This window comes from Kitasatospora sp. NPDC058492 (genome assembly GCF_042720685.1).
Taxonomy (GTDB): domain Bacteria; phylum Actinomycetota; class Actinomycetes; order Streptomycetales; family Streptomycetaceae; genus Kitasatospora.
In genome coordinates this window covers 49,988-75,008 of record NZ_JBHXMU010000014.1, presented here as the reverse complement: position 1 = coordinate 75,008, position 25,021 = coordinate 49,988, and the positions used below count along the sequence as shown (strand labels likewise).

Genomic DNA, 25,021 nt, shown 5'->3' with positions numbered 1-25,021 from the left:
GGCCGACACCCGGCACGGGGTGCGGGGTGTCGGCCGCCGGCCGTCGGGGTCAGCCGGTCGGGCCGGTGCCGGAGCCGCCTCGGCGGGCGGCGCGGCGCCGTTCGTGGTGCTGCCGGCGGTCGCCGCCGGCGGGCTGTGCGGTGTCGGGTGCGGCGGTGTCCGAGGCGGGCTCGGGCGCTGATGCAGCCGGTGCCGCTGGTGCAGCCGGTACCGCCTGCGGCGCCGGGGCGGCGGTCGGGCGGTCCAGCAGCTCGGCCAGGTGACGGATGGTCGGCCGGTCGAACATCTCGACCACCGAGAGCTCCTGCCCGAAGTCCTCGGCGATCCGCCGCTGGACCCGGACCAGGTGGATGGAGTTGGCGCCGGCCTCGAAGAAGTTGGTGTCGACGCCGACCTCCGCCCCGTCCATCACCTCCCGCCACAGCTCCGTGAGCCGCTCCATCGCGCCGAGCGCGCTCGGCCGGTGCGCCGCCGGTGCCGCCGCGAGGGCGGGGACGACGGGGACGGCGGAGACGACGGCGGGGGCGGGCACCGAGGCGCCCAGCCGGGCGAGCGCCGCCCGGTCGACCTTGCCGTTGGCGGACAGCGGCAGCGCCTCGACCGCCCGCACCCGCTGCGGAACCATGTAGCCGGGCAGCCGTTCGGCTAGCGCGTCGCGCAGCGCGGCCGTCCAGTCGGTGCCGGAGCCGGGCTCCTCGGCGGCCGCGTTCAGCGGCCGGCCGCCGACGAGCGTGTGCAGCACGCGCTGGCCGTCCTCCAGCCGCAGCGCCTCGCGCAGCGGCTCCGGGAAGACGTCGCCGATCGGGCAGAGTGCCACCGCGCAGTCGGCGGCGCGGTGACGCAGCAGCTGCGCCATCGCCCCGGCCTCCAACAGGCAGAAGCGGTCGGCGAGTTCGCCGTACACCGGGGCGATCGCGGCGGTCCGGGAGACCAGGAAGACGGCGAAGCCGGCCTGGTCGAGCAGCGGCCCGTTGGCCTCGCTGTAGAGCGCCCGGTCCAGGGCCCGGGCCGAGCCCGGCGCGCCGTCGAGGGCGACCAGCGCCGGCCCAGCCGGGTCGACGTAGTAGGTGCCGGCCGGCAGGCCCGCCACCTTGCCGGGGGCGACGGCCAGGTAGGTCTGCACCGGGTACAGGCCGCCGGCCGAGCCGTAGGCGTACCGGGGCACGCCGTCCTCGTCCTGGCGGGCGAGCACGGTCAGCAGCGCGTGCAGGTCGGCCAGCCGCACGGGGGCGTCGGCGAAACCGGTGGCGGCGCCGCGCAGGGCGGCGGCCCGGCGCAGGTCCAGGGTGTCGGTCGGCAGGGCGAAGGGCAGGACCTCGCGGCCCGCCAGGTCGGCGCGGCGGCCGGGCTGGCGCAGGCGCGCCTCCAGCCGGCGGACCCGCTCGGCGTCCAGGGCAGGGGCCACCGCGGGAGCGGGGGCGGCGGGCTGCGGCCGGGCGGCCTCGCGGACCACGAAGGCCGCGAGCCGGGCGCCGAGCCCGTTGCCCTCGACCAGCGCCGCCGCCTCCCGGACGCCGTCCATCCGGACCAGCGCCGACTCGATCTCGCCCAGCTCGATGCGCATGCCGCGCACCTTGACCTGGCAGTCCTCCCGGCCGAGGAACTCCAGCTCGCCGTCGGGCAGCAGCCGGGCCAGGTCGCCGGTGCGGTACAGGCGCTCCCCGGTGACCGGGTGGGTCGGGAACGCCCGGGCGGTGAGCTCGGGCGCGTTGCGGTACCCGACGGCCAGGCCCACGCCGGTGATGAACAGGGCGCCGGCGACGCCGACCGGGCGCGGCCGGAAGGCCTCGTCCAGGACGACCATGCCCTGGTTCCGCATCGGCCGCCCGTACGGGATGCTCGGGCGGCCCGGCTCGACCGCGCCGATCGGGTGCAGCACGGACCAGATCGACGCCTCGGTGGCGCCGCCCAGGCTGATCACCTCGGCCTTGGGCGACAGCGCGCGGACGTGGTCGGGCATGCCGACGGGGATCCAGTCGCCGCTGAGCATGACCAGGCGCAGCGACTCCAGGTCGGCGGCCGGGTTGCCGCCGGCGTACGCGAGCAGCATCTCCATCAGCGCGGGGACGGAGTTCCAGACGGTGACGCCGTGCTCGGCGACCAGCCGGGACCAGCGCGCGGGGTCGCGCTCCTCCCCGGGACCGACGAGCACCAGCGCGGCGCCGGCGGCGAGGGTGCCGAACAGGTCGTAGACCGAGAGGTCGAAGCCGAGCGAGGAGAGGCCGAGGACGCGGTCGGCGGGGCCGACCCGGAAGCGGTCGTTGACGTCCACCACGGTGTTGAGCGCGCCGCGGTGGTCGATCATCACGCCCTTGGGGTCACCGGTGGAGCCCGAGGTGTAGATGACGTACGCGAGGTCCGCCGGGGTGGTGGGCGCCGGGGCCGGCTCGGTGTCGGCCGGGGTGGCCAGCGCCTGGTCGAAGCCGAGCAGGGTGACGCCGGCCGGCACCGCGTCGGCCGCGTCCCAGGACTCCCGGGCGAGCAGCGCGGTGGCGCCGGCGTGTTCGAGCGAGCGGGCGACGCGGGCGGCCGGCAGGCCGGCGTCCAGCGGCAGGTAGGCGCCGCCGGCCCGGATCACGCCGATCGCGGCCGCGACCTGCTCCCAGCCCCGGTCGGCGCGCACGCCGACCAGGTCGCCGGGGCCGACGCCGGCGCCGCGCAGCGCGTGGGCCACGGCGGCGGAGGCGCGCTCCAGCTCGCCGTAGGTCACGGTGCCGGTGGCCGAGACCACGGCGGTCCGCCCGGGGGCGGTGCGCGCCTGGGCGAGGAACGGCTCGTGCAGCAGCCCGTCGGGCCGCGGGCCGTCCGTGGCGTTGAGCGCGCGGTAGGCCTCGGCGTGGGCGGCGGGCAGGGCGGCCAGGTACGGGTCCGTCCAGGCGTCGGGCCGCTCGGCGAGGGCGGTGAGCAGGCCGGTGTAGGCCTCGAACATCGCGTCGAGCAGGCCCTCGGGGAAGAGCTCCTCGACGGCGTCCCAGGTCAGCCGCAGCCGGCCCTCGTCCTCGGAGATCTGGTGGTCCAGCCAGACCTGGGGGGTCTGGGTGATGGTGTGGGCGACCTTGGCGCCGAGTTCCCGCAGGACCCGGCTGCCGCCGACCTCGCCGGCGCCGAGCTCGCTGGTGAAGACGACCGGCATGGCGGCGTCGGCCACCCCGCGCCGGCGGGCCAGGTCGCCGCCGACCCGCACGCCGCTGACCAGCTGGTGGTCCAGGTCCTCCCAGAGCCGGTCCTGGAGCCGGCGGGCCCGGTCGGCGAAGGAGCCGGCCGTGGCGCCGTCCACCTCGAAGAGGCTGAGCGCGGTGAAGTCGCCGACCATGGCAGCCAGGTCGGGGTGCTCGCCGACGCGGTTGAACAGGGTCAGGTTGAGGGTGAAGCGGTCGGCCGCCGCCCAGGTGCCGAGCACGGTGGCGTAGGCGGCCAGGGCGAGCGCCGAGGGCGTGACCCGGCCGGCGGCGGCCCGGCTCTTCAGCCGCTCCCACAGCTCGGCGGGCAGGTGCGCCTCGCGGCGGTGGAACCTGGTCTGCGTCAGCTCCTCGGGGCGCCGCGCCAGCGGCAGCGCGGGGGCGGGCGGCAGGGTCTCCAGGCGGCCGTGCCAGTAGTCGAGGTCGCGTTGCAGCGCGGGGCCCTCGCGGCGGGTCTGTTCGGCCAGCACGTAGTCGCGGAACGAGAGCTCCATCGGGCGCGGGTCGAGCGAGCCCTGGTAGATCGCCAGCAGCTCGCGCAGCAGGATCTGCACGCTGCCGCCGTCGGCGATCAGGGTGTCGATGCTCAGGTGCAGCCGGGCGTCGGTGCCCTCGGTCCGGCTGGCGTGCAGTTCGAACAGCGGCCAGGTGTCGGCGGGCAGCACCTGGTGCGACATCCGGGCGCGGGTCCCGGCGAGGGCGTCGGCCCGCTCGGGCTCCGGCAGCCCGCGCAGGTCCTCGACGGCCAGCTGGTACGCGGGCACCTCGGGCAGGATGCGCTGGGTGCCGTCCTCGGCGAAGACCAGGCGCAGCGCGTCGTGCCGCCGCACCAGGGCCTGCCAGGCGTCCTGGAGGCGCTGCGGGTCGACGTCGGCGACGTCCACTTCGAGGTAGAGGTGGCAGGCGACGTCACCGCCGACGGCGCCGCTGCGGCCGATCCAGTACGCGCGCTGCACGTCCGTCAGCGGGAAGGGCTCGTGGCGGCGGGCCGGGTCGGGCCGCAGCTCGACCGGTTCGGCGGGCGCCGCGGTGGCCCCGCCGGCGCCCAGCGCGTCCACGGCCCGGGCGAGGGCGGCGACGGTCGGCGAGTCGAACAGGGTGCGCAGCGGCAGCTGGACGTCCAGGTCGCGGCGGATCCCGGCGACCATCCGGGCGGCCAGCAGGGAGTGGCCGCCGAGCTCGAAGAAGTCCTCCTCGGTGCCGACCTCGTCGAGGGTCAGGGCCTCGCGCCAGATCGCGGCGATCCGCTCCTCGGTCGACGTGGCGGGCGCGGTGCGGTCGCGGCCGGCGGCGGGGACGGTCTCGGGGGCGGGCAGCGCCGCGCGGTCGACCTTGCCGTTGCTCGTGAGCGGCAGCGCGTCGAGCGGGATGAACCGGGACGGGATCAGGAAGCCCGGCAGCTGCCCGGCCAGGGCGGCCCGCAGCTCGGCCGGGGCGGGCGGCGCGGCCGGGTCCTCGGGCACCAGGTAGGCGGCCAGCGCGGCCCGGGCGGTGCCCAGGCCGTAGGCGGTGACCACGCACTGGCGGATGCCGGGCAGCGCGGTGAGCGCGGCTTCCACCTCGCCGGTCTCGATCCGGAAGCCGCGGATCTTGACCTGGTGGTCGTTGCGGGAGAGGTACTGGAGGCGGCCGTCGGGCAGGGTGCGGACGAGGTCGCCGGTGCGGTACAGCCGGGCGGCCGGGTCGGCCGGGTTGGAATCGGCCGACTCGGGGTCGGCGACGAAGCGTTCGTCGGTGAGCCGGGGCAGCCCGAGGTAGCCGGCCGTCACCCCGGCGCCGCCGATCAGGAGTTCGCCCGGCACGCCGACGGGCACCCGCCGCCCGTACGGGTCGAGGACGCGCACGGTGGTGCCGGCGATCGGGCCGCCGATGGTGACCGGGCCCTCGGCCGGGTCGACCTCGGCGGTGGTGGACCAGACGGTCGTCTCGGTCGGCCCGTACATGTTGCGGATCGGGCCGCCGAGGTGTTCGGCCAGCCGGCGCACCAGCTCGGCGTCGAGGGCCTCGCCGCCGAGCAGCAGCTGCCGCAGGCCGCGCAGGGCCTGCGGGTCGGCCTCGTCGAGCAGGGTGCGGGCCCGCGAGGGGGTGCACTGCAGGTGGGTGACGCCGTGGGCGCGCACCAGCGCCGTCAGCTCGGTGTCGGCCGCGACCGCGAGGGCGGCCGGTGCGGCGGCCGCGGTGCGGCGCAGCTCGGCCAGCCGGGGCAGGGCGGCCAGCGCGACGTCGGTGTCGACGCCGAAGTCGACCAGGCAGCCGATCTCGTCCACGCCGGCGGCGGCCAGCCGGTGCACCAGCGGCAGGCACTCCTCGGCGGTGCCGATCAGCGAGCCGTGGCCCAGGTAGCGGGCGCAGGCGTGGTCGAGCAGGGCCTCCTGGTCCTCCGCGGTGAAGTCGCTGCTGCGCACGTCCATGCCGAGGCTGCGGGCCAGGTTCTCGATCAGGCCGACCGAGCTGCGCAGGTAGTCGCGGAACGGCTGCCAGGCGTGCGCCCGGACGTCGGCGTCGGCGCCGACGTAGCTGTGCAGCATCAGGGTCACGTGCGGGTCGCCCGGGTGGCCGGCCTCGTGCCAGGCCTCCCGGTAGAGGGCGATCTTCTCGCCGAGTTCCTCGACGCTCTGGCCCAGCAGGTGGGTCAGCAGTCGGGCGCCGACCCGGCCGGCCGTGCGGCAGGTCTCGGGGTTGCCCGAGGAGGTGAGCCAGTACGGCAGCTCGGCCTGGACGGGGCGGGGCAGCACCTGGACGTCGACGGTGCGGCCGCCGGGCCCCTCGAAGGGGAGCCGTTCGCCGCGCCACAGCCGGCGCACCTGCTCGATCCCGCTGACGGTGAGCGCCTGGCGGTCCTGGTAGGCGTCCTTGGCGAGGACGAAGTCGTCCGCGTGCCAGCCCGAGGCGAAGGAGAGCCCGACCCGCCCGCCGGACAGGTTGTCGACGACCGACCACTCCTCGGCGACCCGGACGGGGTGGTGCAGCGGCAGCACCACGCTGCCGGCCCGGATCCCGATCCGCTCGGTGGCCTGGGCGATCGCGGCGGCCAGCACCGACGGGGCCGGGAACGGCCCGCCGAAGGCGTGGAAGTGCCGCTCGGGCAGCCAGACGGCGGAGAAGCCGTTGGTGTCGGCGAAGCGGGCGCCGTCCAGCAGCAGCCGGTACTGGTCGGGGCCGGGCTCGGCGCCGGCGGTGTCGCTGGCGAAGTAGAAGAGGCTGAACTCGGGGACGGCCGGGGCGTCCTGCGAGGCCGCGGCGTTCCGAGTGGAGGGGGCCGGGGCGGGGGCCGCCGCCGTGCCGGGGTCGGGGTTGACCACGACGCGGTGGCCCCGGCTGAGCGTCCAGAGCAGTTCCAGGACGGAGATGTCGAAGGAGACGCTGGTGACGGCCAGCCAGGTGGCGGGCTCCCCGTCGTCCGCCAGTACGCGGTCCATCGCCGCCAGGAAGGCGGTGAGGTTGCGGCGCAGCACGACGACGCCCTTGGGGCGGCCGGTCGAGCCGGAGGTGTGGATGACGTACGCGGGGGCGTCCGGGTCCACGGATACGGATACGGGTGCTGCTGCAGAGGACTCGGCCGGGGCGTCGAGGTCGAGCAGCGGGGCGCCGGCGGGCGCGGCGTCCCGGGTCGCGGCGTGCACCACGACCACGGCGGGCTCGGCGTCCTCGACCACGTGGCGCAGCCGGGCCGCCGGGTAGTCCGGGTCGAGCGGCAGGTAGGCGGCGCCGGCCCGGAGCACGGCGAGCATGGCGGCGGGCAGGTCGGTGCCGCGGCGCAGGCACAGGCCGACCCGGTCGCCGGGGCGCACCCCGGCGGCCTGGAGCCTGGCGAGCAACTCGTCGACCCGGGCGTCCAGTCGGGCGAAGGTGAGGGCCTGGTCCGGGCGGCCGCCGGGCAGCACGGCCTCGGCGTCCGGGCGGGTGCGCACGGCCTCGGCGAAGGCCGTCACGACGTCCGGCGCGTCCTCGGGCAGCGCCGGGCCGTCGCCGGCCGAGGCCAGCAGGGCCTGCTCGACGGGGGTGAGCGCGAGCAGGTCGGAGAGCCGCAGGCCGGGGTCGGCGGCGCCGCGGGCCAGCACCCGCTGGAGGGCCTCGGTCAGCGTGCGCACGGTGTCGTCGTCGAACAGGTCGCCGCTGAACTCGCAGACGCCTGCCGTGAGTTCGCCGTCGCGGGCGAGTTCCAGGCTCAGGTCGGTGCGACAGAGGCCGTTGTCCAGCTCGACCAGCTCGACGGTGACGCCGGGCAGGGCGATGTCGGGGGCGGGGACGTTGCGGTAGCCGAACTGCACCTGGTAGAGCGGGGCGTGGCTGAGGTCGCGGTCCGGGCGCAGCTCGCGGACCAGGCGCTCGAAGGGCACCTGGGTGTGGGCCAGCGCGCCGAGCGAGGTCTCCCGCACCCGGTCGAGCAGTTCGCCGAAGGTCGGGTCGCCGGAGAGGTCCGAGCGCAGCACCAGGCTGTTGACGAACATGCCGACGAGTCCGGCGAGTTCGGGCCGGTCGCGGCCCGCGGTGGGCACGCCGACGACGACGTCCTGCTGGCCGGAGTGGCGCATCAGGACGGCCTGCCAGGCGGCCAGCGTGACCATGAACGGGGTGGCCCGGGCCGCCCGGGCCGCGGCCTCCACGGCCTCGGTGGTGGCGGCGTCCAGGGTGAAGTGCACCCGGCCGCCCCGGTGGCTGGGCACGGCCGGCCGGGGCCGGTCGGTGGTCAGCTCCAGGACGTGCGGGGCGCCCTCCAGCCGCTCGCGCCAGTAGCCGAGCGGCTCGGCCAGCGCGGTGTCGGTGAGCTCGCGGCGCTGCCACTGCGCCCAGTCGGCGTACTGCACGGCGAGCGGCTCGGGGGCCGGGCCGCCCTCGCGGAAGGCCCGGTAGCGGGCGCAGAGCTCCTCCACCAGCACCGCGCGGGACCAGGCGTCGCCGACCAGGTGGTGGTTGACCACGACCAGCAGGGCGCGCTCGGGCGCGGAGCGGATCAGCAGGGCGCGCAGCAGCGGGCCGTGCTCCAGGTCGAACGGCAGGGCCGCCTCCCGCTCGGCCAGCGCGCGCTCCTCGGCCTCGCTCCAGCCGGCCTCGCCGCCGGCCGGCTCGGCCACCCGCAGCACCGGGGCGGTGCGCTCCAGCACCCGCTGCACCGGGCCGTCCTGGCCGGCGGCGACGACGGTGCGCAGCGCCTCGTGCCGCTCCACCAGGCCGTCCAACGCGGCCTCCAGCGCGGCGACGTCCAGCGGGCCGCTCAGGCGCAGGCCCACGTACTCGTTGAACACCCCGAGCCCGGGGGTGAGCTGCTCCAGGAACCAGAGCCGCTCCTGGCCGAAGGACAGCGGCGCCGGCAGCGCCGGGTCGCGCGGCGGCACGGCCGGGGCCGGGGCGGCGGGGCCGGCCGTGGCGGCCGGGGTGGTGCCTGCGCGGCCCCGGGCGCGCGCCTCGAAGGCGGCGCGCTGCTCGGGGGTGAGCCGGGCGAGGCGGTCCTCGCGGCGGCCTGCGGGGTTGGTCACTGGTTCTCCAGGTCGGCGAGGATGCGGTCTTCGATCTCGGTGGCGAGGTCGGCGACGCGGCCGCCCTCGAAGAAGACCCGGGCGGGGACGTCGACCTCGAACTCGGCCCGCAGCCGGGCCGCGATCTGGGCGGCCAGCAGCGAGTGGCCGCCGAGCTCCAGGAAGTCGTCGTCCACCCCGACCCGGTCGAGGCCGAGCAGTTCGGCGTAGATCTCGGCCAGGCGCTCCTCGGTCGGGGTGGCCGGGGCGGTGTACGGCGTGGCGAGCTCGGGGCGGGGCAGGGCCGCCGTCCGGGGCGCCTCGGCGGCGGGGGCGGCGGAGGTGTGCAGCGTGCCGTCCGCGATCGCGGCGCCGGCCCGGGCCACCACGGCCCGTCCGGGCGGGCCCTCCAGCAGGGCGGCGAAGGCGCGGGCGCCCTGCTCGGGGGTGAGCGCGCCGGCCAGCATGTCGGCCTGGAAGGCCCGCAGGGCCTCGGGGACCTCGGCCCGGCTGGCCATGCCGACGCCGGCCCACATGTCCCAGTCGACGGCCACCGCGTGGCGCTCGCCGCGCGCGGCCTCGGCCTCCGCGACGGCGGCGAGGTAGGCGTTGGCGGCCGCGTAGTCGGCCTGGCCGTAGGTCGGGATCAGGGTGGCGAGCGAGGAGCAGAGCACCAGCACCTCGGCCTCCCCGGGCCGCAGCGCGGCGAGCAGGTGGCGCAGGCCGGCGGTCTTGGGGGCGAGGACGGTGCGCATGCTGTCGTCGGAGCGCAGCTCGACGGAGCCGCCGCCGGGCACGCCGGCCGCGTGGACGACGCCGTCGATCCGGCCGAAGGCCGCACGGGCCTGCTCCAGTGCCCGGTCCAGCGCTGCGGCGTCGGTGACGTCGGCCTGGACGGCCAGCACCTCGGCGCCGCTCTCGCGCACCGCGGCGAGCGCGGCCTCGTCGGCGGCGCCGCGGCCGAGCAGGACGAGCCGGGCGGCGCCGGCCCTCGCCAGGGCCCGGGCGAGGGTCAGGCCGATCCCGCCGAGGCCGCCGGTGAGCAGCCAGGTGCTGCCGGCCCGCACCCGGGCCGGGGCGGTCGGGACGGGGCGCTCGGCGGGCTCGACGGTGCGGGTGAGCAGGGCGCCCTCGCGCAGGGCGAGCAGCCGGGCCGGGCCGGTGAGCACGGCGCGCACCACCGCGTCGGCGGCGGCCTCGTCGAGCGGGGTGCCGACGGCGAGGTCGACCTGGGTGCAGCGCAGGTTGCGGTACTCCTCGCCGAGCACCTGGACCGGGCCGCTGAGCAGGGCGGCGGCGGGCCGGGGCTGCTCGCCGGGGGCGGCCGGGAAGGCCCCGGCGGTCACGACGCCGAGCCGGACCTCGTTCAGCACGCTCTCGGCGGACATCGCCCGGGCGAGGTGGACCAGGCCGAAGTAGCCGGCGGTCTCGTCCGGCGTCTCGTCCAGGCCCCAGGCGTACAGGACGGCGGTGGGCGTGCGGACCAGGCCGCGCAGGTCGGCCAGCAGCTTCGCGTACTGGGCCGGGTCGGCGGGGTCGAGCTCGTAGACGCCGCGGCGCACCCGGCGGTAGGCCGGGCCGGGCTGGACGGTGGTGACGATCTGGCCGCGGGCCGTCAGCAGCTCGACCAGGGGCTGGGCGGCGCCGGCCCGGTCCAGCAGGACCAGCCAGGTCTGGCGGCGGCCGGCCAGCGGGTCGTCCCCGGCGGCCTCGGCGAGCGGGCGCCAGTTGACGGTCGCGTGCACCGCGTCGAGGTCCGCGGCGGGCAGCGCGGTGGCGGGCGCCCGGCCGGGGACGGCGGGCTCGATCCAGTGCGGGAGCCGCTCGAAGGGGTAGCCGGGCAGGTCGGCGGGGCGGGCGTCGGCGTCGACGGGCTCCCAGTCGACGGCGGCGCCGTGCGCCCACAGGCTGCCGAGCGCGAGGACGGCGCTGCCGGGCTCGTCCTCGGCGCCGCGCCGCCCGCGGGTGGGTAGCGGCGGCAGGGCGAGCCGCGGCCCGGCGGTGCCCTCGGCGGCCGCGCGGGCCAGGTCGGTCAGCACGCTGCCGGGGCCGGTCTCCACCAGCACCATCCGCTCGTCGAGCGCCGCCAGGCGGGTCAGCCCGTCGTGGAAGCGCACCGGGGCGAGCATCTGGCGCACCCAGTAGCCGGGGTCGGTGGCCTGCTCCGGGGTGATCCAGTCGCCGGTGAGGTTGGACAGGAACGGCACGGTGGGCTCGTGCAGCGTCACCTTGGCGAGCTCGGCCGCGAACTGCTCGGCGGCGGGCGCGCACAGGGCGCTGTGGAACGCCCGCTCCACCGGCAGGCGCAGGGCGCGCAGGCCCCGCTCGCCCAGCTCGGCGGCGGCCCGCTCGACGGCCTCGGCGGTGCCGGACAGCACCGAGGCGCCCGGTCCGTTGACGGCGGCGAGGTCCAGGCCGTGCGCGGCGGCGAGGTCGGCCGCGGCCGCCTCGTCCAGCGGGACGGCCAGCATCGCGCCGGGCGCGGTCTGCTCCATCAGCCGGCCGCGGGCGGCGACCAGGGCGAGCGCCTCGGGCAGGTCGAGGACGCCGGAGAGCAGCGCCGCGGTGTACTCGCCGAGGCTGTGGCCCAGCAGCGCCGCCGGGCGCACGCCCCAGTGCCGCCACAGTGCGGCCGTGGCGTGGCCGACCGCCAGGACGGCGGGCTGGGTGACGGAGCTGCGGCGCAGCAGGTCGGCGTCGCCGCCGCGCAGCAGCTCGACCAGGTCGAGGCCCAGGTGCGGGCGCAGCAGGTCGGCGGCCTCGTCCAGGGCGGCCCGGAACACCGGGTGCGCCCGGTGCAGGCCCAGGGCCATGCCCGGGTACTGCGCGCCCTGGCCGGGCAGCAGGAAGGCGACGGGGGCGGCGCCCTGCCCGGCGCGGGCCCGGACCGACTCCCGGCGGCCGCCGCCGCGCAGCGCGGCCACGGCGGCGGCGGTGTCGTCGGCGACCACGACGCGGCGCTGGACCAGCTGGCGCCGGCCGGTGCGCAGGGTGCGGGCGACGTCGGCCAGCGGGCGGTCCGGGTGGGCGGCGAGGTCGTCGGCGAGCCGTTCGGCGGCGGCGTCCAGCGCGGCGGCGGTGCGGGCCGACAGCGGCAGGGCGACGGGGACGGCGCCCGGCGCGGCGGTCTCGCGCGGGGCCGGCTCGGGGGCCTGCTCCAGGATCACGTGCGCGTTGGTGCCGCCGATGCCGAAGGCGCTGACGGCGGCCCGGCGCGGGCCGTCGGCGACCGGCCAGTCGGTGAGGCCGGCCGGGACGAAGAACGGGCTGTCGGCGAGGCCGAGTTCGGGGTTGACGGCCTCGGCGTGCAGGCTCGCCGGGATGCGGCCGCCGCGCACCGTCAGGATGGCCTTGATCAGGCCGGTGACGCCGGCGGCGGTGTCCAGGTGGCCGAGGTTGGACTTGACCGAGCCCAGGCCGCACCAGCCGGTGGCGGACCTGTCGTCGGCGTCCTGCTCGGCGCGGAAGGCGGCGGTGAGCGCCTCGACCTCGATCGGGTCGCCGATCGGGGTGCCGGTGCCGTGCGCCTCGACGTAGCCGATGCTGTCCGGGGCGACGCCCGCGACGGACAGCGCCTCGCGGATCACGGCGGTCTGGCCGGCGACCCCGGGGGCGGTGTAACCCGCCTTGTTCGCACCGTCGTTGTTGACGGCCGAGCCGAGGATGACGGCGTGCACCCGGTCGCCGTCGGCGAGCGCGTCGGCGAGGCGCTTGAGCACCACGACGCCCGCGCCGTTGCCGAAGACCGTGCCGGCCGCCTCGGCGCCGAAGGGCCGGCAGTGCCCGTCCGGGGACTCGATGCCGCCGGGCACCGGCAGGTAGCCGGAGCGGTGCGGCACGGTGACGGTGACGCCGCCGGCGAGCGCGAGGTCGCACTCCTCGGACAGCAGGCTCTGCACCGCGAGGTGCACGGCGACCAGCGAGGTCGAGCAGGCGGTCTGCACGCTGACCGCCGGGCCGCGCAGGTTGAGCTTGTACGCGGCGCGGGGGGCCAGCTGGTCGGGCTGGTTGCCCTGGAAGAGCATCGGCACGCCGAGGGAGTCCCGCAGGTCGGTGCGCGGCAGCAGGTTGTGGATCAGGTAGGTGCTCAGCAGCGACCCGGCGTAGACCGCGATCGGTCCGGGGGCCCGGTCGGGGTCGCAGCCGGCGTCCTCCAGCGCCTCCCAGGCGCATTCGAGGAAGATCCGCTGCTGCGGGTCGATGACCGAGGCCTCCAGCGCGTTGTAGCCGAACAGCTGGGAGTCGAAGCCGGCGACGTCCGCCAGCACGCCCTTGGCGGCCACGTACCCGGGCCTGCCGGCCTCGCCGTCCGGCACCCCGGCGGCCCGCAGCTCCTCGGGGCCGAACCGGCTGATCGCCTCGGAGCCGGAGGCCAGCAGCTCCCACAGCGCGTCGACGGAATCGGCTCCGGGGAAGCGGCCCGCGAGGCCGACGACGGCGACCCGGCCGTCGGTCTCGGCCTCGTCGGGAATGACCGGCTGTGCGTTCAAGGTGTTCTCCGTGGGTGAGGTGGGCTCCGCGCGCGGCGGGGCGGGCAGGACCGGGTGCGCGGCCGGGGCTCAGACCGCCATGGGGTTCAGGGCTGCCGTGGGGATCAGGGCCGCCGGGCGGCTCAGACCGCCATGAGGTAGCGCTGGAAACGGGGCATCAGGAACTCCAGGGCCCGGACCTCGACGGGCGTCAGCTCCGGGTGCCAGACGTCCCAGAGCAGGACGGCGCGCTGCTGGGTGCCCTTGTTCCAGGCCTCGTGGATGAAGCTGTCGTCGAAGAGGATCACCTTGCCCTCCTCCCAGCCCCGCTCGTCGTCGCCGACCTTGATGGCGCAGCCGGGCGGGACGATCAGCGGCAGGTGCGCGGTCAGCAGCAGGTTCACGCCGCCGGTGTGCGGGGTGATGTGCACGCCGGGGTTGAGGATGGTGAACATGCCGTCGCGCGGCCCGTGCGGGCTCGCCGAGACGGCGGCGTGGGTCTCGGGGCAGCGCTCCAGGACCTCGTCCCGCCAGCTGCCGTTGCGGTACAGCTGGTAGGTGTCCCAGCCCTGCCAGCCGAGCTCCTTGGTGTACAGGTCCTCGTACGGGGCGAAGCGGGCCTGCTCGGCGCGCAGCTCCAGGAACTCGGCCTTGATCCGGTCGTACGCCTCCTCCAGCCGGGCCACCCAGGGCAGTTCGGCGGTGTCGTGCCAGGGCAGGGCGCTGATCCCGGGGAAGAACAGCCGGGTCGGCTCCTGGTCGTCGTGCAGGTACTCCGGGGCCTGCTCGCCGGTGAGGATGCGCAGGCACTCCTCGACCCGCTCCAGCCCCTCGGTGCCGAGGATGCCGTGCAGCTCCGTCATCACGCCCTGAACGTCCATGTCAGTCCCTCCCTGTCGGTGCGGTCCGGGTCGTCGGCCCGGCCGGTGTGTGCTGGTCGGCGGCCGGGCCCTCGGCCCGGTCCCGGGCCTCGCGGCGGGCCCTGGCGCGGGCCCGGACGGCGCTCTGGCGGCGTTCGCCGCGCGGTTCGGCGGTCTCGGCGGCGGCCCGGCCGTCCGGGGCGGCGCCCTCGGTGAGGCCGGCCGCGAACTCGGCGATGGTGGGCCGGCCGAAGATGTCCACCAGCCGGACCGGCCGCTCCAGGCGGCGGGCCAGCTCCAGTTGGAGCCGGGCGGCCAGCAGCGAGTCGCCGCCGGCCTCGAAGAAGTTGGTGTGCCGGCCGACCGGGCCGCCGCCCAGCAACCGGCGCCAGGCGTCGGCGACGAGCTGCTCGACCCCGGCCAGCGGGGCGGCGTCGGCGGGCCGGGCGGCGGCCCCGGGCAGCGGCAGCCGGGCCCGGTCCCGCTTGTTGGTGCGCGTCCTGGGCAGCGCGTCCAGCAGCATCACGGTGTCCGGCACGACCGCCGCCGGGAGCCGCTCGGCCAGGTGCGCCCGCAGCTCGGCGCCGGTGACCCCGGGCGCCGCGACCGCGTAGCCGACCAGCCTGCGGGCACCGCCCTGGCCGTGCGCGGCGGCGGCCGCCTCGCGGACCCCCGGGTGCAGCTCCAGCAGCGCCTCGATCTCCTCCAGCTCGATCCGGTTGCCGCGGATCTTCAGCTGGCTGCCGATCCGGCCGACGAACGCCAGCTCGCCGTCCGGGAGACGGCGGCCCAGGTCCCCGGTGCGGTACAGCCGGCCCCCGGCCTGCCAGGGGTCGGCGACGTATGCCCGGGCGCTCTCCTCGGGCCTGCGGTGGTACGAGCCGGCCAGGAAGTCGCTGCGCAGGTGGATCTCGCCGACCACCCCGACCGGGCAGAGCCGGCCCTGGCGGTCCAGGACCACCGCCTCGCGGCCCGGGATCGGGCTGCCGATCGGCACCCCGGCCGGGAACTCCTCGCCCGGCGCCAGCTCGCGGTGCGTCGCCAGCACGCACTCGGTGGGTCCGTAGAGGTTGTGCAGCCGCGGCCGGTCGGGGCGGTGCGCCCAGGCGGCGGCCAGCGCCACCGGGAGCACCTCGCCGGCCATCAGCACGTGGGCGAGGTCCGGCAGGTGCGAGCCGGTGGCGTCCAGCGCCTCGGTGACCAGCTGGAAGAAGGCCGGGACGGTCTGGATCTGGGTGATCCGTTCGGCCCGCAGCCACCCGGCCACCGCGAGCGGGTCGCGGCGCAGCCCCTGCGGCGGCAGGCAGAGCACCGCGCCGGAGCAGAGCGCGGCGAACACCTCGGTGTACGCGGCGTCGTAGGTGAACGGGGCCCACTGGGCGATCCGGCTGTCCGGCCGGATGCCGAAGTGCTCGCGCTGCCAGTGGGCGAACTGGGCGAGCGCCGCGTGCGGCAGGGCGATGCCCTTGGGCGTGCCGGTGGAGCCGGAGGTGTAGACCAGGCAGAGCGGGTCGCCGGGGCCGGCGGGGGAGGCGGCCGGGGCGGGGCCCGCGGGCTCGTCGGCGGCCGGCACCCGCGGGTCGACGACCTCGACCGGGATGCCGGCGAAGTGCCCGTCGTCCGCCCGCAGTTCGGAGCGCAGTTCGGAGCGCAGTTCGGGGCGCAGTTCAGGGTGCAGGGCGAGCGTGCTCTCGGCGGCCAGCAGGCACACCGGTTCGGCGTCGGCCAGCAGCGCGGTCAGGCGGGCGGCCGGGTCGGCCGGGTCGAGCACCGCGAAGGCGGCCCCGGTCTTGGCGACGCCGAGGATCGCGGCGCTCTGCACCGGGCCGGCGGGCAGCAGCACCGAGACGAACCGGCCGGGGGCCGCGCCGCGCTCCAGCAGCCGGGCCGCGATCCGGTCGCTCCAGGCGTCGAGCCGGCGGTAGCCGACCGTCACGCCCTCGGCCCGGATCGCGGGGGCGTCCGGACGGGCCGCGGCCCGGGCCCGGAACAGCTCGGACACCGACACGGCGTGCTCGGCGCGCGCCTCGCCCGCGGGGCGGGCCGGGCGGGGGGCGGGCAGCGCGGGGTCGGTGAGCTCGACGGCGTCGAGGGGGGCCTGCGGCGAGGCCAGGGCGGCACGCAGCAGGGCGTGGAAGTGCCGGGCGAAGCGGTCCGCGAACTGCGGGCCGAAGCGGTCCGTGGCGTACTCCAGGGCGCCGGCGATCCGGTCGGCGCGCTCGTCCAGGGCCAGGGTCAGGTCGTACTTGGCCGCCCCGGTGGGGACCTGGCGCAGCACGCCGGCGGCCGCGCCCAGCCGGACGTCGGCCGGCGGCGCGTCCTGGAACACCAGCGAGGCCTGGACCAGGGTCGGCCGGCCCGGCTCGCGGGGCAGGCCGAGGCCGGCCACCAGCCGGTCGAAGGCGACCAGTGGACGGCCGAGGTCGCCCGCCAGCGCCCGCCCGGTGCGGGCGGCGAGTTCGGCGAAGGACGGCGCCCCGGCCAGGTCCACGCGCACCGGCAGGGTGTTGGCCAACGAGCCGACCAGCGACTCCAGTTCGGGCCGGTCGCGGTTGGCGACGGGCACGCCCACCAGGACGTCGTCGCTGCCCGCGTAGCGGCCCAGCAGCGCCGCGTACACGGCGAGCAGCAGGGTGAAGGGCGTGGTGCGCAGCCGGGCGGCGCCCTCGCGCAGCGCGGCCGTCAGCTCCGGGGCGAGTGCCACCGGCAGGGTCTCGCCGGCTCCCGTCGGCCTGGTCCGGGTCGGTGCGTCGGCGGGCAGGTCGAGCACCCCGGGGTGCCCGTCGAGCCGCTTCAGCCAGTACTCCAGGTTCTCCTGACGCAGCGTCAGGCCAGCCTCGTCGGCGCAGTCGGCCGCGTAGCCGGCGAAGTCCAGGTCGAGCGCGGGCGGCGGCTCGGCCAGGCCGAGGCGGGCGGCGTACAGCGTGGCCAGCTCGCGCACGGCCACGCCGATCGACCAGCCGTCGACCGCGAGGTGGTGCGCGGTGCACAGCAGCACCGAGCGCTCGGGGCCGGTGCGCACCAGGGTGAGCCGCAGCGGCGGCTCACCGGCCAGGTCGAACGGGCGCACGGCCTCCGCCCGGGCCAGCTCGGGCAGCTCCTCGGGCGCCGCGTCCAGGACGGTCAGGGCCGGTGCGGCGGGCGGCGCGAGGACCAGCACCGGGCCGTCCTCGCGCAGCTCGCAGCGGGCGGCGAGCACCGGGTGCCGGGCGGTCAGGTCGGCGAGCGCCCCGGTCAGGGCCGCCTCGTCCACCGGGCCGGTCAGGTCGAGCGCGGCGGGCAGGTGGTAGGCGGGCGAGTCGGGGGCCAGGCGGTGCAGCAGCCACAGCTGGCGCTGCTGGTCGGTCATCGGGACGGCGTCCGGGGCCGGCCCGGCCGTCCGGGCGGCGGACGCCGGGGCGGTGGGCCGCACCCGCGCCAGGGCGGCGGGGGTGGGGTCGGTGTAGAAGTCGGCGAGCGAGGGCGCGGCGCCGAAGCGGGCCCGGACGCGGCCGAGCAGCCGGGTCGCGGCGATGGAGTTGCCGCCGGCGGCGAAGAAGTCGTCGGTGGTGCCGACCCGCTCGGGCGGCAGGCCCAGGACCTCCGCCCAGAGCGCGACGGCGGCCTGCTCGGCCTCGGTGACGGGCGCGGCCCGCCGGGCGGCGGTGAGCTCCCCGGCGCGCAGCAGCAGCGCCGGACGGTCCACCTTGCCGCTGGTGTTGAGCGGCAGTGCGGGCAGCGGGGCGATCACCCCGGGGACGGCGGCGGCGGGCAGCCGCTCGCGCAGGTGGCGGCGCAGCCGGTCGGGCAGTTCGTCGTTCTCGGTGCGGGCGGTGACGAAGGCGACCAGCCGGGGCCCGGCGGGCTGCCCCCGGTCCACGACCACCGCCGCCTGGCGGACCTCGGGGTGGGCGGCGAGCAGGGACTCCACCTCGCCGACCTCGATGCGGTGGCCGAGGATCTTCACCTGCTGGTCGGCCCGGCCGAGCACGACGATCCGGCCGTCCGGCAGGTGGCGGGCCAGGTCGCCGGTGCGGTAGACGGTGCCGCCGGCCGGGTCGACCGGGTCGGCCACGAAGGCGGCGGCGGTCAGCTCCGGGCGGTTGCGGTACCCGGCGCTCACGCCGGCCCCGCCGATCACCAGCTCGCCGACGGCGCCGCGCGGCACCGGCCGCAGCCGCCGGTCCAGGACGTAGCAGACGGTGCCGGCCACCGGGCGCCCCACCGTGACGCCCTCGCCGGGCAGCACCCGCCCGACGGTGGACCAGATGGTCGTCTCGGTCGGCCCGTACAGGTTCCACAGCCCGGCGCAGCGCGCCAGCAGTCGATCCGCGAGGTCGGCGTCCAGGGCCTCGCCGCCGCACAGCGCCCGCAGCCCGGGCCGGCCCGCCCAGCCGCCGTCCAGCAGCCCGCGCCAGAGCGAGGGGGTGGCCTGCATGACGGTGGCGCCGCTGCGCTCCAGCAGCGCGCCCAGCGCCTCGGCGTCGCGGACGCTCTCGCGCGGGGCGACCACGACCCGGCCGCCGGCCAGCAGCGGGGCGAACAGCTCCAGGACGGAGATGTCGAAGGTGATCGAGGTGACGGCGAGCAGGGTGTCGTCGGCGCGCAGGCCCGGTTCGGCGCGGACCACGCTGTGCAGCAGGTTGGCGACGCAGCCGTGCGGCACCGCCACGCCCTTGGGCAGCCCGGTGGAGCCCGAGGTGTACATCAGGTACGCGAGGTCCTCGGGCCCGGCGCCGGGCAGCGGCTCGCCCGCCCCGGAGTCGGAGGCGTCCAGGCCCTCGTCGAGCAGCGCGGCCGGGTCGGCGGCGGGCAGCCCCTCGGCGGGGTCGCCGATCAGCAGGCGGGCGCCGCTGTCGGCGAGCACGTGCTCGGCCCGCGCGGCGGGCATGGCCTCGTCCAGCGGGACCAGCACGGCCCCGGCCCGCCAGATGCCGACGATCAGCGGCACCAGCTGCGCGCCGCGCTCGACGCGCAGGGCCACCCGGTCGCCGGGCGCCACGCCGTGCCGGGCCATCAGCCGGCGGGCGACCCGGTCGGCGGCCGCGTCGGCCGCGGCCCGGCCGAAGGCGTGGCCGGGCGACTCGACGGCCGGTGCGGCGCCGTCCTGCCGGGCGAGTCCGCGCAGCGCCTCGGGCACGGTGGCCCAGGCGCGCTCGGCGTCGGGCGCCCGGTTGAAGTCGACCAGGACGCGCCGGCGCCGGCCTTCGGAGAGCACCGGAAGCTCGGCCAGCGGCCGGTCCGGGTCGGCCGCGGCGGCCTCCAGCAGGCACAGCAGCGAGTCCGCGAAGTCGGCCGCCGTCTCGGGGGCGAGCAGCGCCGTGCGGTACTCCAGCGTCGCGTCCAGCGCGCCCGAGGGGCGCGGACGCAGGAAGAAGGTCAGGTCGTACTTGGCCGTGCCGCTGTGCGAGGGCGCCGGGGCGGTGGTGACGCCGGGCAGCTCCAGGGTGGTGGTGGGGCCGCTGTGGAAGGAGTACATCAGCTGGAACAGCGGCGTGCGCCCGCCCGCGGCGCGGCCGAGCCGCTCCAGGACCAGGTCGAAGGGGGTGTCGCGGTGGCGCAGGTCGGCCTTCAGGTGCTGGCGGGTGCGGGCCAGGGCCTGCCGGAAGCTCGGCTCGCCGCCGAGGTCGCTGCGGTGGGCGACGAGGTTGAGCAGCGGTCCGACGACGCCGGCGAGGGCGGTGCGGCCGCGGGTCGCCACCGGCATGCCGACCACCAGGTCGTCCTGGCCCGTCCAGCGGGCGGCGGTGGCGCAGAAGGCGGTGAGCAGCACGGTGGACAGGCTGGCCAGTTCGCCCCGGCCGAAGGCGCTGAGCCGGGCGGCCAGTTCGGCGGGGACGGTGAAGTGGTGCAGCGCGCCGGCCGCCGGGTCGCCGCCGGGGCCGACGTCGGACGGCAGGTCGGCGGTGGGCAGTTCGCCGCCCAGCCGGGTCTGCCAGTGGTCGATTCCGGCGGCGTGGCTGGTGTCGCTGTCGTCGCCGCGCTGCCAGGCGGCGAAGTCGCCGAAGTCGGGTCCGCCAGCGGGGAAGGGGGCCGGCGCCTCGCCGCCGAGTTCGGCGGCGTAGCAGGCGGCCAGCGACTCCAGGAAGACGCCGAAGCCCCAGGCGTCGACCACGATGTGGTGGGCGGTGAACAGCAGCAGCGAGCGGCCCCCGCCCAGCAGGAACAGCTGGGTGCGCATCAGCGGGGGCCGGGCCAGGTCGAAGGGCACGGCCACGGCGCGGGCGGTGAGCTCGGCGAGCCGCTCCGCGCGCTCGCCCTCGGGGACGCCGGTCAGGTCGACGGTCTCGACGGCCGGGCGGACCAGGTCGGCGAACAGCTGCCACGGCTCGCCCGCCCCGTCGGCGGCGACGGCGCAGCGCACCACCTCGTGCCGCCGGGCGACGGCGGCCAGCGCCCGTTCCAGGGCGGCCACGTCCAGCGGGCCGCTGACGTGGAAGGCGGCGCTCTCGTTGTGCAGGGCGGTGCCGGGCAGCACCTGCTCGGCCCGCCAGATGGAGCGCTGGGCGTAGGACAGCGGCGCGCGGGCGCGGTCGCCGCGCAGCGGCAGGGAGGTGTCGCGGCTCATCGGCGGCCGCCCTCCGGCGAGGCGTCCGCGCGGCCGGCGGCGACGGCCGCGGCCAGCCCGGCGACGGTCGGGTCGCCGACGTACACCCGCAGCGGCACCTCGACGCCGAAGCGGGTGCGCAGCCCGTCCAGCAGGCGGGCGATGCCCAGGGAGTCCCCGCCGAGCAGGGCGAAGTCGTCGTGCCGGCCGACGGCGGGCACGTGCAGCAGCTCGCGCCACAGCTCGGCGATGCCGGCCTCCAGGCCGTCCAGCGGCTGTTCGCCGGTGCGCCCGGCCAGGGCGGCGGCCGGGCTGGGCAGCGCCCGCCGGTCGGCCTTGCCGCTGAGGGTGCGCGGGATCGCGGCGAGCCGCAGGTACAGGGCGGGGCGGGCGGCGGCGGGCAGGCCCTCGGCGGCGTGCGCGCGCAGCTCCTCGTCGGTGGCGCCGTCGGCGACCAGGTAGGCGCAGAGCACCGGTTCGCCGTCGGCCTCCTCGACCAGGGCGGCGCAGACGTCCGCCACCGCGGGGTGGCGGCGCAGCAGGTCCTCGATCTCGCCGAGTTCGACCCGGGCGCCGTTCACCTTGACCTGCTGGTCGCGGCGGCCCAGGACCTCCAGGGTGCCGTCGGCGCCCAGCCGGCCGAGGTCGCCGGTGCGGTACCGGTCCGGTGCGACGAAGCCGCCGGCCGCGTCGCCCAGGTAGCCGCGCAGCGGGAACGGGGTGCGGATCTCGATCTCGCCGATCGCGTCCACCACCGGGCGTCCGCCGAACAGCACCGCGATCTCGACCCCGGGCATCGGGTGGCCGGCCGGGACGGTCTCGGCCTCGGCGTCCTCGGCGGTGAGCCGGCGGAAGACCTTGGTCATGGTGGTCTCGGACGGCCCGTAGAGGTTGACCAGCTCCTTGTCGCCCCCGAACAGGGCCCGCCACCAGGCGATGTCGGCGGGGCGGACCGGCTCCCCGGCCATCAGCACGCTGCGCAGCCGCGGCAGGGAGTCGGCGGCCAGCCCGGCGGCGCGCAGGGTGCGGAACACGGTGGGCACGCAGTGCAGCAGGTCGACCTGCTGCTCGGTCAGCCAGCGGGCCAGGGCCGCGCCGACGGGGATCGCGCCGGGCGCGGGGAGGACGGCGGTGCCGCCGGCGCACAGCGGGACGAGGGCGTCGCGCAGGAAGGCGTCGAAGCCGGGGGAGGTGAGCATGGAGATCCGGGTGCCCGGGGCGATGCCGAACTCGGCGATCTCCCAGTCCAGGAAGTGCGCGACGGCCTCGAAGCTGCCCCGGATGCCCTTGGGGCGGCCGGTGGTGCCCGAGGTGAAGTAGACGTAGCCGGCGTCGGGGCCGCTGATGCCGGTCCAGTCGTCGGCCGCCCAGGGCAGCGGGGTGATCGACTCGGCGGTGAGCAGCGGCAGTTCGCCCTGTCCGGCGACGGCCAGGTGCTGCCCGCCGGTGGTCGGGCCGTGTCCGGCGGCGGCCAGCGCGGAGCGGCCGGCGGCGTCGGCGAGCACGGTGCCCGGCCGGAGGTCCTCCAGCAGGGCCGTCCAGCGGGCGGCGGGCTGGCGGGTGTCCACCGGGGCGAACGGGCGGCCGGTGGCGGCGCAGGCGAGGATCGCCGCGACCACCGGGACGGGGTCCGCGCAGGCGACCAGGACCGGGCCGGTGCCGGTGGCGAGGCGGTCGCGCAGGCCGGCGGCCAGCTTGGCCAGCTCCTGGTGGCTCCAGACCCGCTCGGCGGTGGCGAGGGCGGGGGCGGCGGCTCGGCGCTCGACCTGGTCGGCCCAGCGGTCGAGGATGCTCGTGTGGCTCACAACTCTCCGTTCATGATCCGGTGGGCCACGACCGTCAGCGGGTCGAGGGAGGGCAGGGCCTCGCTCAGACCGGCGTCCTCGATCGCCCTGGTGACCAGGTGCAGCTCGGTGCAGGCGGCGACGAAGGACCGCACGCCGTAGCGGGGCAGGGTCTCGCGCAGGAAGTCGATGGTGCGGGCCGGGTCCTCGCCGCGCTTGAGGCGGTGGATCTCCCGGTGCAGTGCCTCCTGGTCCGGCGGGCGCAGGGCCACCAGCTGCCGGGCGGCCCGGGCCCCGGCGGCGCCCGAGGTGAGGATGCCGGCCCGGGCGGTGCCGGAGGAGCAGAGCAGCAGGTGCGGTTCGCCGGATGCGGCCAGTTCCTCGTGCACCACGTCGACCAGTGAGACGCAGCGGGCCGCGAGGTCGGCCGGCAGGTCGCCGAGCACGTGGTGGGCGGTGATGCAGGCGACGACCACGCGTTCCGCGCCGGCGGCCAGCAGGCCGCGCAGCGAGGACTCCACGGCGCGGCGCAGTTCGTCGAGTTCGCCGCTGCCGATGGCCTCGGTGCGGTCCACCACGGCCGGGTCGGACCAGAGCAGCACCCGCGGGGTGTCCTGCTCGGGGTGGAGCCGGCAGGCCCGGTAGACGGTGCGCAGCAGTTCGACGGAGGCCAGCGGCCCCATGCCGCCGACCACCCCGACCAGCGGGTGGCGCGGGCGGGTGCCGGGGCCGGCGATCGGCCCGGCGGCTGTGGCGGTCATCCCAGGCACGGCAGATCGAACTCCTCGACGAAGAGGGCGAAGGTCGCGACGAGCATCAGGTAGTCGGTGTCCAGGTGGGCGTGCACCTGCTGGCCGTCGCCGCGCTGACGCCGCGTCAGGGCGGCGATGGTGTCCGGGTTGAAGTAGCCCTGGCGGCGGACGGTCACGGGGGAGACCAGCTCCTCGAACCAGTCGGCGCCGGTGCTCAGCAGGTGGCTGCTGGTCTGGCCGCGGAAGCCGTACTTCTGCCGGCTGAGTACCTCGCCGGGCACCAGGCCCTCGGCCGCCCGGCGCAGCACGGCCTTCTCCCGGCCGTGGGCGAGCATCAACTCCGGTGGCAGCGTGGTGGCGTGGTCGACCACCGCGTTCGCCAGGAAGGGGAAGCGCAGCTCGACGCCGTTGGCCAGGGCCATCCGGTCGCCGTGGTCGCCGAGCAGGTGGTCGGCGAGCCGCAGGTGGTAGTCGAGGTAGGAGCGCTGGTGCAGCGGGTGGCGCCCGGCCAGCCGCTCGGGGTCGACGAGGCGCTGGTTGGTGACGGAGAACTCGTCCAGCCCGTGGGCCAGGTCCTCGGCGTACAGCTCGCGGCGGAACTCCTGGGCGGGCAGCTGGTCCTGCTCGTAGCCGAGGTCGACGCCCCACATCCGTTCGCGGATCTCGCGTTCCAGCCGGGCGTCCAGGCCGGTGAGCCGGCTGCCGCCGAGCCCGGTGGCGTCGAAGCGGTAGCCGGGGTAGCCGCCGAACAGCTCGTCGGCGCCCTCGCCGCTGAGCGCGCCGACCGTCCCGGCGGCGCGGACGGCCTCGGACAGCGCCAGCGAGCAGACGTTGTACGACTCGCGCACGGGTGCCTCGGCGTGGCGCACCATCGCGGTGATCCGCTCGGCCACCTCGTGCTCGCCGACCGGGACTTCGTGGTGCTCGGTGCCCAGCTTGGCGGCGACCAGCCGCTGGTGCGGGCCCTCGTCGAAGTCGCGGCCGGGGAAGGTGACGGAGAAGCTGGGCCAGGCGTGGCCGGGCCGGGCCCGGGCCATCAGGGCGCCGATCAGGCTGGAGTCGAGGCCGCCGCTGAGGTACATGCCGATCGGCACGTCGGCGAGCAGCCGGCTGCGCACGGCCTCGTCGAGCAGGTCGGCGGTGCGGTGGGCGTACCGGTCCAGCTCCCGGTCCAGGGCCTCGGGGGCCACCGGGTCGAGGTCGGCGGCGAGCGGGAAGTCGAGGTCCCAGTACCGTTCGGTGCGCACGCCGGAGCGGTCGGCGATCAGCCGCTCGCCGGGGCGCAGGGCGCTGATGCCCTCGAACATGGTGCGCGGGCTGACCAGTCCGGGCAGCGTCAGCACCTGGTCGAGGCCGCGCAGGTCGACCCGGGCGCTGACGGCGGGGTGGCGCAGGATCGCCTTGATCTCGGAGGCGAAGATCAGCTGGCCGTCGGCGACGGTGTAGAAGAGCGGGACGATGCCGGCCCGGTCGCGGGCGAGCAGCAGCCGCTGCGCGCCGGCGTCGTGCAGCGCGAAGCCGAACTGGCCGTCCAGGTGGGCCGTCAGGTCCTCGCCGTACTCGCGGTACAGGTGGACCAGCACCTCGGTGTCGCTCTCGGTGCGGAACCGGTGGCCGCGGCGGCTCAGCGCGGTGCGCAGCTCGCGGTGGTTGTAGATCTCGCCGTTGCAGACCGAGACCAGGGTGCCGTCCTCGGTGCGGTGCGGCTGGTTGCCGCCGGCGAGGTCGTTCAGGGCCAGCCGGCGAAAGCCCAGGCACAGGCCGTCCGTGGCGTAGTGGCCGTCGTCGTCGGGGCCGCGGTGCACCAGGCACGCCGTCATCTCCCGGACCACGGCGGCATCGGCCGGGCGACCGCCGCCCAGGACGAATACGCCGGTTATTCCGCACATTCTGTCCGCCCTCTCCCGTCGTGCGTTCGGAACTCGTCGTCGGAACTTGTCGTCGGAACTTGTCGTCGGAACTCGCCGATCGAAATACTCTGGAAATATCCGAAAG

7 protein-coding genes are annotated in these 25,021 nt (G+C 77.2%); all 7 read right to left on the bottom strand.

What is annotated here, in order from left to right:
• Window positions 1-49: 49 nt before the first annotated feature.
• The 7 genes from ACFWPI_RS12255 to asnB all read right to left on the bottom strand — a co-directional run bounded on the left by ACFWPI_RS12255 (window position 50) and on the right by asnB (window position 24,915).
• Window positions 50-8,656: an amino acid adenylation domain-containing protein gene (locus ACFWPI_RS12255; RefSeq protein WP_380377370.1), complete on the bottom strand. Its 8,607-nt coding sequence runs from the start codon at window positions 8,654-8,656 to the stop codon at window positions 50-52.
• Window positions 8,653-13,125: an SDR family NAD(P)-dependent oxidoreductase gene (locus tag ACFWPI_RS12250; RefSeq protein WP_380377371.1), complete on the bottom strand. Its 4,473-nt coding sequence runs from the start codon at window positions 13,123-13,125 to the stop codon at window positions 8,653-8,655. The genes ACFWPI_RS12255 and ACFWPI_RS12250 overlap by 4 nt, the downstream gene beginning before the upstream one ends.
• Before the next feature lie 122 nt (window positions 13,126-13,247).
• On the bottom strand, window positions 13,248-13,985 hold the full coding sequence (locus ACFWPI_RS12245) for an aspartyl/asparaginyl beta-hydroxylase domain-containing protein (protein WP_063352428.1): 738 nt from the start codon (window positions 13,983-13,985) through the stop codon (window positions 13,248-13,250).
• Window position 13,986: 1 nt separating this feature from the next.
• Window positions 13,987-20,511: an amino acid adenylation domain-containing protein gene (locus ACFWPI_RS12240; RefSeq protein ID WP_380377373.1), complete on the bottom strand. Its 6,525-nt coding sequence runs from the start codon at window positions 20,509-20,511 to the stop codon at window positions 13,987-13,989.
• Window positions 20,508-22,295, bottom strand: coding sequence for a non-ribosomal peptide synthetase (locus ACFWPI_RS12235; RefSeq protein WP_380377375.1), 1,788 nt, complete (start codon window positions 22,293-22,295; stop codon window positions 20,508-20,510). Before ACFWPI_RS12235 ends, ACFWPI_RS12240 begins: the two co-directional genes overlap by 4 nt.
• The gene (locus ACFWPI_RS12230) at window positions 22,292-23,035 is read right to left on the bottom strand and encodes an aspartate/glutamate racemase family protein (RefSeq protein ID WP_380377377.1); all 744 of its coding nucleotides are present in this window, start codon (window positions 23,033-23,035) and stop codon (window positions 22,292-22,294) included. The genes ACFWPI_RS12235 and ACFWPI_RS12230 overlap by 4 nt, the downstream gene beginning before the upstream one ends.
• Window positions 23,032-24,915: an asparagine synthase (glutamine-hydrolyzing) gene (asnB, locus tag ACFWPI_RS12225; protein WP_380377379.1), complete on the bottom strand. Its 1,884-nt coding sequence runs from the start codon at window positions 24,913-24,915 to the stop codon at window positions 23,032-23,034. The genes ACFWPI_RS12230 and asnB overlap by 4 nt, the downstream gene beginning before the upstream one ends.
• Window positions 24,916-25,021 lie beyond the last annotated feature (106 nt).